The sequence below is a fragment of the Mesocryomonas lacus genome (assembly GCF_055730105.2).
On the sequence record NZ_JBUZWF020000002.1, the window covers coordinates 139045 to 151110 of the forward strand.

A 12066-nucleotide genomic window follows, 5' to 3' on the forward strand; every position below is an offset into this window, starting at 1 on the left:
GCAGGCGCCGAGATGGCGGCCAAGGGCTGGCCGAGGCAGCGACCGGCCTTGACCCTAAGCCGCGTCGGTCGCGCCCGTCAGGCATGCAGGTGACGTAAGCCGCAAGGTTCGGCCGGCGCCGTGCCGGTCCGATGAGGCGGCGGGTTCAACCGGGAGATCCCGTCCGGCATCAAAGTTCACTGGCGCGGCTACCCCTTAAAACCGCCGACGCCCCCCTTATGAGCACTGGCGCCGCCGCCGGAATCCCGCAACGGATGAAGGGATCTACACCCAGGAGCCTGAGGCTCGGTCCGGAGGCATCGCGATCATGCAGAGTCACCGCAAACCCACCCTGTCGGAGCCCCGGCGTGAACGTTGAGGTCGGCCCCGTGCTAACGGCCCAGGGCGCGGCCAAGCCGAGGCTGCGGGTGCTGGTCTCAGCCTTCGCGGTGTCGCCGATAGGCGGCTCGGAGCCGGGGCTTGGCTGGAACGTCGTGTCGCGGCTGGCCCGCTGGCACGATGTGACGGTCATTTGTTCGCCGGGCATGCCGGGCGAGCGCAATTTCCGGGAGGAAGTGACGGCGGCGCTGGTGAAGCAGCCGATCCCCGGTCTCGTCTTCCACTTCGTCGAGCCGCCCTTCCTGTCGCGCCTGCTGCAGCGCGAGACGCTGATGCGCCGCCGGACGGTCTATTACCTCGGCTACCGCGCCTGGCATCGCGCGGTCCTGACGGCCGCAAAGGCGCTGCACGCGGCCGAGCCTTTCGACATCGTCCACCAGCTCAACATCACCGGCTACCGGGAGCCGGGCGATCTCTGGCGCCTGCCGATCCCCTTCGTCTGGGGACCGATCGACGGCGCCGCCAATCTCGCCTGGTCCTTCTTCCCGATGATGGGCCTCGGCGAAATGTCGTTCTACGCCCTCCGGAACGTCACCAACATGGTGCAGAAACGGGTTCCCTTCCGGTCGCGCGCAGCGGCGCACCGCGCAAGCCACATCTGGGCGATCGGTGGGATGAATGCCGAGATGGTTCGCCGTCACTGGCATCGCGAGGCCGAGAGCGTCATCGAGAGCGGCGCCAAGCCGGTGACCGACGGCATCCGCCGCTATGACCGGAAACGGCCGCTGCGGCTGGTCTGGAACGGTCTGCACATCGGCCGCAAAGCGCTGCCGATCCTCCTACATGCACTGAGCGGGATCGACGGGCCTTGCGAGGTGGTGGTGCTCGGGGAAGGGCCGGCGACGCGGCACTGGCAGCGCCTGGCGGCCCGGCTCGGCATCGCCGGGCGGATCCGCTGGACCGGCTTCGTGCCGCACGACCAGGCGATGGCGGAGCTCAGCCAAGCCGATGCGCTGGTCCACACGAGCCTTCTGGAGGGAACGCCCGCCGTGGTGCTCGAGGCGCTCGCCAAGGGCATTCCGGTGCTTTGCCACGACAGCTGCGGCATGGGCGTCGCGGTGACCGACCGGTGCGGGATCAAAATTCCCCTCATCGATCCCAGCACGAGCATCGAGGGTTTTCGCCGTGCCATCGAGCGGCTCATCGACGAGGATGGTCTGGTCGAGCGCCTGTCGGCCGGCGCGATCGCTCGGGCGGAGGCGCTGTCCTGGGACCTGATGGTGGAGCGTTTCGCCCGGCGCTATGCCGAGGTCGTCGCGCGCTGCGCGGGCGAGGGGTGTCAGCTCGCGGCGGCGTTGCCGGAAAGGGCGGTTTCGCCCGCCTGAGCTGGGGGTCGGCACCGCTACAAAAAGGCCGCCGATCCTGCAGGGTTCGGCGGCCTTTCTGTAGCAGCAGGTTGGCGCGCCAGCGCTTCGCCAGCGCGCCGTTCATCGTCAGAAGTAGTTCGGCAAGGCCGGGTCGAGGCGCAGGCGCACGGCGGTGGAGGCCTTCACTGCCAGCCAGCGCGGGTTGCGGAGGTTGAACCAGGCCTTCAGCACCTGCCGCCAGAGCGCCCGCTCCAGGGCGCTTTCGGGTCCGAAGGTCTTCAGCACCGCGCGCGCTTCGGCCCCGGCGCGCTCGGCGTTGACGACGCTGTTGTTGACGCGGGTACGGCGGAAGCAGGTCAGCGGCTTGTCGATCCGCCCATAGGGCTGCCGCGAGAGGGCGCGCGCAAACAGTTCGTAGTCGCCGGCGTCCTTATAGGCGATGTTGAAGCCGCCGAGCGCCATGAACAGCTCGCGCGAAAAGTAGGTCGACATGTGCATGATCGGGTTCCAGCCGAGGCAGGCATGGATGCGCGGTGTCATCCAGTGCGGCGGCGCCGCCAGCGAGCCGAGGTCCTCGCCCCGCTCGCCGATCCAGCGGATGCCGCCGACAATCCAGCCCGGCCGGCTCGCCCGGTAGAGGGTGGCGATCTCGAGCAAGGCGCCTTCCAGCATCAGGTCATCGGCGCCGAGGAAGCCGAGGAGGTCGCCGTCGGAGTTGAACGAGCCCTTGTTGATGGCGTCGAAAATGCCCTGGTCCTTGCCCTGGATGATGCGCAGGCCGTTTTCGCGGGCGATCTCGACGGTGCCGTCGGTGCTGCCGGCGTCGACGATGACATGGTCGACGGCATAGCTCGGATGGTGGTTGCGCTTCACCGAGGCGATGCATTCCCTGAGGTACGCGGCGCCGTTGAGGGTCGGGGTCACGACGGTGATGATCATGATGATGCTCCTGTTGCGGGATAGGCGATGGAAAACGGAGGCTACCGGGACGCGGCCGTGCTGACCTGCAAGGGACCGTCGTCCGCCGCCGTCTCGGCCAGACGTCGCACGATGCTGGCGACGAGGAAGACGGTGCGGGCGGCAAGCGCCGCGGCCAGCGCCAGGCACCCGCCGGCAAGGCCGTAGGCGACGGTTAGCGGGACGGCGAGCACCAGCATCACGACGGTCGAGGCGAGGTCCGCGAGGAGGCCATCGCGGCCACCATTCACCCCGTGCAGGAACGCGCAGGCAGCCGACGAGGCATAGGCAAAGATGGCGCCGCCCGCGAGCACGCGGATGCCGGCCGCGATCGCGTCGCTGCGCATGGCGTCACCGTAGAAGAGCGCGACGAAGGCGTGCGGGGCGATCAGCATGGCAGTGCTGCAGAGAAGGATGATCGGCGCCCCGGTCGCGATCAGCGGCCAGGAAGCCTGCCAGGCGGCGCGATAGCCTTGCGGCAAGGCGCGCGCCGCCATCTGGGGCACGATGTTGCAGATGCCGATGACGATCGGCGTGGTGAGGTTGAAAATGTTCATCGCGATCTGGAAGGCGCCGGCGGCGGCAGGGCCGGACAGCGCGCCGAGCAGCCAGGGCAGGCACTGCGTGCGGGCGATGCCGAGCACGTTGCTGGTCAGCGACCACTGGCCGAGGCGCCAGAAATCGCGGGCGAGCGGCAGGAGAGCCAGCAGCCGGGCACCGCCGATCCGACTCTGCGCGAGCTGGATGCCGGCGCCGAAGAGGCTTGCCACCGCCATCACATAAAGGGCGGCCGGCAGGTGCAGCGGAAGCCAGTGCGCGGTCGCGACCAGAAGCACGACCTGGCCGAGATAGCGGACGCTGTCCCCGATGATGGCGGTGCCGTGGCGCAGCCCCGAGAGCAGTCCGCGCCGCACTGCCTCCTGAAACTGTCCCGCCGCCAGAACGGCAAACGCCGGCAACAGAAGCGACGTATCGATCAGCCACCAGAGTAGCGTGCCGACGAGCAGCGTCATCGGCACGCACACCAGCGCCGTCAGGAGCAGGCTCGACAGGACCAGATCCCGTCGCCGCTGGTCGTCGGCGACGGCGGCATAGATCGACAGCGGATAGAAGATCAGCGAGCTGGAGGCAGCCTGCATCAGCAAGAGGATGCCGAGCGCCATCGCGTAGTGACCATACTCGGACAGCGCAATGCTGCGGGCAAGGACGATGTTGAACAGGAAGGTGCCGAGGCTGATGATGCCTTGGTCCAGCAGCGGAAAGCTTGCTGCCGGCAGCCGCGCGGCGGCTTGGTGCCACCGCCGCGGGGGCGGGGCGGGCAGGATGCCGCCGTCCTCGGTCAGTTGTGTCATCGCGGCCTCGCCGTGACGCCGGCCAGAACGGGGGACGCCGGCGCCGGGCGCGCGGCGCTGCCGCGGACGGCCGAGGTTCTCGCCAACACGGTTTCATAGCCGCTGAAGGCAATTTCCGCCGCCCGCTCCCAGGTGAACTCCGCCTGTGCCCGCGCCCTGCCTGCAGCGCCAAGGCGGGCCGCCCGCGCCGGGTCGGCGATCAGCGCATCCAGCGCCGCGGCAAGGGCTGCCGGATCGCCGGGCTCGACGAGCAGGCCGTGCTCGCTTCCGATCTGGTGGGGAATGCCGCCGACGCGCGAGGCAACGACCGGCAGGCCAGCCGCCATCGCTTCGAGGACCACCAGCGGAAACGTGTCGGCGAGCGTCGGGAAGACGAAGATGTCGGCGCGCCGGAAACACGCCGCGGCCTCGGCGTCCGACAGGCGGCCGGTGACGGCGATCGCCTGACCGGGACGGCAGGCCGCGATGTGCTCGGCATAGGCCACCCCGTCCCGTTGTTCGCCGCCGAGGATCAGCTGGAACGGCTGCTCGAGCCGGCGACACGCCTCGAGCAGCACCGGCAGTCCCTTGTTGGGCGTGTGGTTGGCGAGGAAGAGCAAGGTCGGCGGCGATCCCGCACCGCGCGGGCGAAGGCCGAAGCGTTGCAGCAGGCGATCGTCGGCCGCAGCGTCTCCGGGCGCCGGCATCGGGACGCCATTGCTGACGATGGTCACGTTGTCGGTGCGCTGCCCGAGCTGCCGCAGGAGGTCGATGTCATCAGGCGACAAGGCGAAGACCTCGGCGGCATGGGCGACGACCTCGCGGACCGGATCGACCACCAGCTTCTGCCAGACGATCTTCTGCCAGCGGTTGAAGCCGTAGATGCGCAGTCCGTTGGTCACTTCGTTGAAGCCGTGCGTCGAGACGACGTAGGGAATGCCGCGGGCGCGGCAGGCGCGGGCGATGCGCCGCATCTCCAGCGCCGGCATCGGATTGTGCAGGTGCACCAGGTCGTAGGACTGCGCGCGGATGTGCCGGTCGATGTCCGAGCGGTAGAACAGGGTGCGAAAGCGGTTGGGCACGCGCGACAAGCCGAGGCCCGGCGGCAGCCATGTGCGGGTGGGGATGCGGGCGAGCGGCCCATTGCCGCTGGCCGGCCGGTCGCCACCGGCGATCATCGTCGCCAGCGCGATGTCGCAGTGCCCCGCAAGGGCGGTGCTGAGGCTCTCGGCCGCCCGCGCCGCGCCGCTGACGCTGAGGTGGGAGGGGACGACGACAGCGGCGAGGACCTTCATACGTTGTACCTCGCCGTCAGCGACGCCGAGAGCTCCGGCTCGCGCCAGAGATCGGCCATCGCGTCGTCGATCGTGAAACGCGGGCTCCAGTCGAACAGGGCCCGGATGCGCGAGGTATCGGCGGCCAGGAACGGGCGGTCGACCTTCCGGGTGCGGTCGGGATCTTCCTCGATGGCGAAATCGGTCTGCGAGACCGTGCGCAGCTTCTCCAGCACCTCGATGACGGAATAGGCGTTGGAGGTGCCGAGGTTGACGGTGGTCACCTCGCCGAAAGAGGTGCTGCCCTTCAGCGCGATCGCCCGGAAGCCGAGCGCGGCATCCTTGACGTGGATGTAGTCGCGCTTCGGCCAGAGGTTGCCGAGCTGGATGGTCTGCCGGCCGGCCTTCAGCTGCGCCACGAGTTCGGGCAGGAGATGCGGGTTGGTCTCGCCGGGGCCGACGACGTTGAAGAGGCGGACGACGGCCGCGTCGAGGGAGCGCTTGGCGGCGAAGTTCGCGACGTAATGCTCGCCGTGCAGCTTCGACAGCCCGTAGATGTCGGAGGGCTGCTGAAGGCTCGTCTCCCCGTGCGGGTCACCGGCCGGCTTGTACACCGCGCCGCTGCTGGCGAAGACGATGCGGCACCGCTCGGGCAGATGCTTCAGCACGGCGACCGTGCCGAGAACATTGGTGCCCAGCGCCATCAGCGGCTCGTCTTCGCATTGCGGGATGTAATGCACCGCCGCGAGATGGACGACGACGTCCGGGACGATCGCCACCATCGCCTGCCCGACCGCCGCTTCGTCGATCAGGTCGACCTGGGTGAAGTGGAATTTCGAGCGTTCTTCGGTCCGGAAGCGCAAGGCGTCCGGTGCGACCTTGTCCAGCACGTGGACCTCGTGCTCGTCGTACAAGAGGCGCACGAGTTCGCGCCCGACATAGCCATTGCCACCCGTGACGATAATCCGCTTCACGTTGTTCTCCTGTTGATTGAGCATGGGGACGGCGGTGCAAGGCGAAGATGGCCGGCCCGTCAGGCCGTCTCCGGATGCGCCGCGGACCTCTGCCGCGTTTCGCGCTTCTCGAGATAGCGACGGTGGAAATAGAGGTTGTCCTTGAGGCCAAGCGCCTTGTGGCGGATCAGGTCGACCTGGTTGAGGACGACGCCGATCTCCGCCTTCGACCCGTTGAGCTGCGCGTAGGCGTTGGCGACCGCAGCCTTCGGCGTGGCGTTCCACTTGACGACCAGCATGACGAGGTCGGCCAGCCGGGTCAGGATCAGCGCGTCGGCATTGGTGAGGATCGGCGGGGCCTCGACGATCACCACGTCGAAATGCGCGCCGTTCGTCTCGAGCCAGTTCTGCAGGCGGTCATGGCTCTCGAAGACGCTGCGCAGGTCTGTCGAGGTGCGGTAGTAGCCGGCGATCTTGCTGCCGGCACTGTGCACCTGCATCGTCAGCGCGGTCTGGTGGCTCGTCTCCGCTTCCGCCCTGTCCTGGCTATCCCAAGTATAGACCGGCTGCCGGCGGACGACGTTCTCGATGGTCAGGACGCGCTGGTCGAGGGTTGCGAGCGTCTGGGCAAGGTCGCGCACGAGATCGGTCTTGCCCTCGGCAGGGACGGAGGAGGTGACGACGAGGATGGTGTTGTTGCCCCGGTGCCGGGTCAGGCCGGCCTGGATCGCCAGCGATTTCAGCGCTTCCTCGCGGAAGTGGCGCGAGGTGGCGCCGATGCGGAAATTGATCGCCGGGACGGTGGCGATGCAGCGGGCGCCGAGGTCGGCCGCCAGCTGGGGCGCGGCGCGAAAGCCGGTGTCGCGCAGTTCGAGGAGCAGTACCAGGCCGATGCCGGCACCGAGGCTGATGATGCCGGACAGGATGGCGATCAGCGACATCTTCGGCGATGCCGGGACGTTGAGGGACTCCGCCGGGCTCACGAGCTTCGCCCCGATCGGCTTCAGGTCGGCGAGGGCCAAGGCCTGGCGGTAGCTCTCCTGCAGGCGCACCAGCCCGCCGCGCGCGGTCTCGGCCTCGGCCTCGAGCTGGCTCAGCCGCTGTCTCGCCGCCTGGCTCTCGAGCGCGGTGCGCTTGGTCTCCTCGAGCTGCTGGGCAAGGCTCGCCTCGGATGTCCTGGCGCTCGCGACCTCGGCCTCGGTGATTCCGATGGCGGAGGTGACGGCGCTGGCCAGCTGTTCGCGGGCCTCGCGCCGGGCATTGTTGGCGCGGGCGACGAGGGGGTTCTTCTCGCCCAGCGTCGAGCCGAGGCGCGCCGCCTCCTGCCGGCTGGTCACCTCCGCCTCGATCAGTCGGGGCGCATCGGTCGATCCCGCGAGGTCAAGCGCGGACGGTGTCAGGCCTGCGGCCACCGCGCCGCGCAGCCGCGAGAGGCGGGCTTCGAGGTTCAACCGGTCCAGCCGCACGCCGGACAACTGGCCGACGAGGTCGGCGAGCTGCTTCTCCATCGTCTGGCTGTTGCCGATGTCGGCCGCGCCGCGGCCGGTACCCGTCAGGCGGAGGGCGCTGACCTTCTGCTCGGCCTCGGCCAGGGTCGCCTTCGCGGCCGCGACCTGCGACGCCAGCCACTCGCTGGTGCGCCGGGCGGAGCCGACGCTGACCTCCACCCGGCTCTGCAGGTAGGTTTCAGCGAAGGCGTTGGCGACCTTGGCGGCTTGCGCCGGATCGGCGGCGGTATAGGCGATGCGGATCAGGTAGGACTTTGCGTCGTTCCGCACACCAAGACGGCTCTGGAGTTCCAGAACCTCACGATCGAGCGCCGGCACGGGCGGCGGCGCGAACCGCGCGCGCAGGTCCGCGGCCAGCTCGCTCATGTAGGACTGCGCCTTGCCGGTCGCCCCCCCCGCGTCCTCCGCGCGCTGGGTCGCCGACAGGCGCGGACCGGTCAGATCCCCGGTTGGATCGTCGGCTGCCCAGAGGCTGCCGGCCACCCGCCGGGCGATCGCGCGGGAGCGGATGATCTCCGCCTCGCCCTCGACGATGGCCGTCGGGTCGACGGCGGCGCTGGTGCCGCCGGTGGCCCCGCTGGCCGCAACGCCTTCGCCCTCGAACGACAGCTGGACCAAGGCCTCCCCGACATAGCTCTTCGGCATCAGCGAGGCTGCGCCGAGGGCTCCAGCAACGCCGGTCACCATCACCGTGCCGATCAACAGTTTCCGGCGCCACAGCGTCCGCAGCATATTGAACAAGGTGGCGTCGTAAGGCGGCCTGAAATCCTCCGGCGGCTGGGTCAACCGGGCGAATTCGCGGGGAGGGACAGAGTTCATGCGAAGATCCGTCTAGGTCGGAGGGCACAAAGCGGCGTGGGATCCGTCAAATCCGGCGCTGGCGATGCGGCCGGCGCAAAGGAGGCCTTTGCTGCCCAGAGTAGAAAGGCCGCCCTGTCGGAATTGAAGTATGATTTGGTGAGTAATCCATCTGGTCCCCGGCAAGCCGTTGCTGCCGAAAGCAATGGGAAGCCATCACGCCCTCGGCGTTGCCCATGACGTGCCCCATGCCGTGGCGCGGCGCCCAGACACCGCCGGTTTGCCGTTGCGGAGCCGCCGCCGGCCCGATGCCGCCTCAACAGCCTGAGGGACAGGCGTTCGGCCGAGCGCCGCCGCCAAGGCCGGCGTCGGACCAAGCGGAGTAGCGCGTTTTAAGATTTAGAACTCTGGGTAGGGCGCGATACTGTTGATCCCGAGCCGCCTATCGGCTGATCAGGCTGAGTCGACGCATGCTGCCGGCATAGAAGAAGTATCAAGATATTCGGATCGGGGAAAATTCAAATAAATTTTCTCCGGAGGGGCAGTATCGGTGAATCCTATAGTGTCGCGGCCAAAACGCCAATCGACGTGCCCTGTCGGGCGCGGGGGCAGAACGACCCCATCCGTCTTGCTGGAAGCAAAGGGGTCGCGGACTGGAGCGCCCCGTGGTCTGGCGACGGAACACGTGGTCCGGCCGCGTCGGCCTCTGCGGCGAGAGCGTTGCGGGGCCGGCCCTCATCGCCCGATGCCCGCGCCGGGCTGCTGCAGGCAAACCCTTTTCGGCAAGCCCCAGACCGGCCTTCCGGCCAGCGATGTCCTGCCCGGTCCGAGCGGGGCATCCCGCCAGCTCAAGCTTACCGCATTGCAACAGCCCCTCCTGGAAAAGAAGCTTTGATGCAGATCGTGCAAACCGAGACGGAGCTTTCCGTCAACCAGGGATTGCCGAAACCGGTTCGGCCGAGCCTTTGCCTGATCCCTCCCACCGCGCCAGGCGTCAGCGTCGGGGCGTTGCGGGTTTCGACCGAGCGCGCGCTGGCAAGCCTCAGGCACCCCTGGCAGGATCTGCACAGGCGCGTGCCGGGGGCGACGCTCTACCAGAGCCATGGCTGGTGCGAGGCCTGGGTCGAGGCCTGCGCCGGGCTCGGCCGTCCGGTGGATGTCAGGATCATCACGGTCTTCGAGGAGGGGCGGCTGGTGCTGCTGTGGCCGTTGGCGGTGCGCTCCCTCGGGCCGGTGCGTATCCTGCATGCCCTTGCCGAACCGGCGACGCAGTACTGTGATCTGCTGGTCGAAAGGTCGCCGCGATCGGCGGAATGGGTGGATCTCGCCCTGCGGCAGGTAAGGGCCGAGCCCGGCGTCGACCTCGTCCATCTGCACAATGTCCGAGAGGGCGGGGGGCTCGACAGCTTCGGCAGGTCTCGTCTCGGTCGGCACCTGTTCGCGCAGGACGAGGCGCCGTTTCTCCGGCTCAGCGGCGAGGCGGAAGGCGAGGAGTTGGGCCGGCCGAAGACGCGCAGCGGCCGCAGCGTCAATGCGCTGAAGCGGCACTGGCGCAACCTCGAACGGCTCGGGCGGGTGGAGTTCCAGTCCGTCCCGCGCTGCCGGCACGTCGCGGCGGTTGCCGAGGCGCTCGAGTTGAAGCGCGCCTGGCTGCAGGAGCGGGGCGGCGTCAGCGCCGGCTATGACCACCCCGCCAACGGCGCCGCCATTTCCGAGATCGCCCGCCGGGGTCTGTTCATGGTTACCCGTCTGTCGGTCGGCGGCGAGACCGCGGCGGTCGAGATCGGGTTGATCGAGCGCGGGCGCTATTACTCGCTGATCCAGAGCTACGACCGCCGCTACGCTTCCCATGCCCCGGGCCGCCTGCTGCTCTGGAAACTGTTTGCCGAAACGGGACTGGGAATCGAGGTTTTCGACTTCCTGGCACCGACGCATCCGCACAAGACCGAGTGGACCGACGCCACGATCGCGGTGACCGACTACGCCATTCCGCTCAATCTGAAGGGCCGGCTGGCCGTCGCCTACCTGCGCACCGGCAAGCCGTGGCTGAAACGCGCTTTCGGCACCTTGCCAATGTCGGTGCGCAAACGCGTCATCGGACTTGCCCACCGGTTCTACTGAGTTCTCCGGTTTAAGCGGCAGCCCGCCGCCTTACCGACCGTTGCGCCGCGCCCACTGAACCTCCGGGCTATTCCTCCCGGAAGGCGCGGTTGAAGCTGTCGAGGATGGGTTTGCCGAGATACTGGAGGAAGGTGCGCTCCCCGGTCTTGATGAAGGCCTCCACGGGCATGCCGGGATAGATCTGGGCCTTGCGGATCTCGGCCGGCAGGTCGCCGGATATCTTCAGGCGGGCGATGTAGTAGGGCTGGCGGCTGGCTTCGTCGATCAGCCGGTCGGCCGAGATATAGGTCACCGTGGCAGGCACGGTCGGCGTCGTGCGGGCGTTGAGGGCGCTGAAGCGCAGGCTCGCCGCCTGTCCGATCGAGATCGCGTCGATGTCATTCGGCGAGAGCCGCGCCTCGATCACCAGGTCGTCGTTCGTCGGCAGGAGCTCCAGCATCGTGTCGCCGGCACGCACCACGCTGCCGGGCGTGTTGAACGGCGTGCTGACGACGATGCCGTTCGATGGGGAGCGGATCTGCAGGCGGGCGAGAATGGCGCTGGCGGCGCGCAACTGCTCCCGGGCACTGGAAATCTGCGTTCGCACATCGTTCAGCTGGGTCGCTGCGGTCTCGACGCGCTGCGTCGTCAGCCGCTGAAACTGTTCCTCGGCCTCGACGATCTCGATCTTGGCGGCAAGGACGCTCGATTTCACTTGCCCCAGCTGACCGACCAGTTCCGCCTCGCTGCGCAGCAGCAAGGTGTACTCCGAGCGGTCCGTCAGCCCCTTGTCGAGCAGCGCTCGCTTGCGCGCGGTCTCCTCGGCGACGACGGCCAGCTGCTGTTCGACGGCCCCCTGCTGCGACAACAGGCCGGAGATCTGCTCGTTCAGCGCATTCACCCGCTGGCGCAGGATCACCCCCTCCTGGCGGTGGCGGTCCAGCCGGACCGCAAATTCCTTCTGCTGCTCGTCGAGAGTGCCGTCGACGCCTTGCTCCCGCGCCGCAGCTTTCAGATCGTCCGGGAAAACCAGGCGCTCGCCGCCGTCGCGCTCGGCGACGAGGCGAATGGCGCGGGCGGCGAGCGACACCCCCTGCTGCTCCAGCTGATTGCGCTGCGCTTCGGCGGCCGTTGGGTCCAGCTCGAACAGGATGTCGCCCGCCTTGACCGCCTGGCCCTCCTGGACGTGGATCTTCTCGACGATGCCGCCTTCGAGGTGCTGGATCCGCTGGTTCTGGCCGGCGGCGGCGACGAAGCCGGACGCCACCGCCGCGCCTTCGAGCGGGGCCGAGGCAGCCCACGACCCGAAGACCAGCCCGAAGGCGCCGACGGAGGCGAGCCCGGTCAAGGTCAGGCGGCGCGTGCCGACGCTGACACCCTCAGCCCAGCTGTTGCGGTCGACCATGGCCTCACATCCTCCAATCCTGAAGCGGTTGCAGCGGTACCGCCGCTGCCGCGCG

Annotated in this window: 8 protein-coding genes; 2 read left to right on the forward strand and 6 right to left on the reverse strand. The window is 68.6% G+C overall.

Annotated features, from left to right (window positions below):
• Window positions 1–347: 347 nt before the first annotated feature.
• Window positions 348–1703 carry a glycosyltransferase family 4 protein gene (locus ACZLZQ_RS05775; RefSeq protein WP_472948558.1) on the forward strand — a complete coding sequence of 452 codons (1356 nt, stop codon included), beginning with the start codon at window positions 348–350 and terminating at the stop codon, window positions 1701–1703.
• 108 nt (window positions 1704–1811) lie between these two features.
• Here the strand turns inward: ACZLZQ_RS05775 and ACZLZQ_RS05780 are convergent, their stop codons facing one another.
• The 5 genes from ACZLZQ_RS05780 to ACZLZQ_RS05800 are packed head-to-tail and all read right to left on the reverse strand — an operon-like array spanning window position 1812 to window position 8527.
• Window positions 1812–2624: a glycosyltransferase family 2 protein gene (locus ACZLZQ_RS05780; protein WP_472935354.1), complete on the reverse strand. Its 813-nt coding sequence runs from the start codon at window positions 2622–2624 to the stop codon at window positions 1812–1814.
• 41 nt (window positions 2625–2665) lie between these two features.
• Window positions 2666–3994, reverse strand: coding sequence for an MATE family efflux transporter (locus tag ACZLZQ_RS05785; protein ID WP_472948559.1), 1329 nt, complete (start codon window positions 3992–3994; stop codon window positions 2666–2668).
• Complete coding sequence (locus tag ACZLZQ_RS05790) at window positions 3991–5268, reverse strand: glycosyltransferase family 4 protein (protein ID WP_472948560.1); 1278 nt, start codon at window positions 5266–5268, stop codon at window positions 3991–3993. The genes ACZLZQ_RS05785 and ACZLZQ_RS05790 overlap by 4 nt, the downstream gene beginning before the upstream one ends.
• Complete coding sequence (locus ACZLZQ_RS05795) at window positions 5265–6221, reverse strand: NAD-dependent epimerase/dehydratase family protein (RefSeq protein ID WP_472948561.1); 957 nt, start codon at window positions 6219–6221, stop codon at window positions 5265–5267. Before ACZLZQ_RS05795 ends, ACZLZQ_RS05790 begins: the two co-directional genes overlap by 4 nt.
• Window positions 6222–6280: 59 nt before the next feature.
• Window positions 6281–8527, reverse strand: coding sequence for a GumC family protein (locus tag ACZLZQ_RS05800; RefSeq protein WP_472948562.1), 2247 nt, complete (start codon window positions 8525–8527; stop codon window positions 6281–6283).
• Window positions 8528–9400: 873 nt separating this feature from the next.
• Between ACZLZQ_RS05800 and ACZLZQ_RS05805 the strand changes: the two genes are divergently transcribed.
• On the forward strand, window positions 9401–10627 hold the full coding sequence (locus tag ACZLZQ_RS05805) for a GNAT family N-acetyltransferase (protein WP_472948563.1): 1227 nt from the start codon (window positions 9401–9403) through the stop codon (window positions 10625–10627).
• 67 nt (window positions 10628–10694) lie between these two features.
• Here the strand turns inward: ACZLZQ_RS05805 and ACZLZQ_RS05810 are convergent, their stop codons facing one another.
• Entirely contained in the window at window positions 10695–12011 is a 1317-nt protein-coding gene (locus ACZLZQ_RS05810; protein ID WP_472948564.1) for an HlyD family type I secretion periplasmic adaptor subunit, read from the reverse strand.
• Between the last annotated feature and the right edge of the window lie 55 nt (window positions 12012–12066).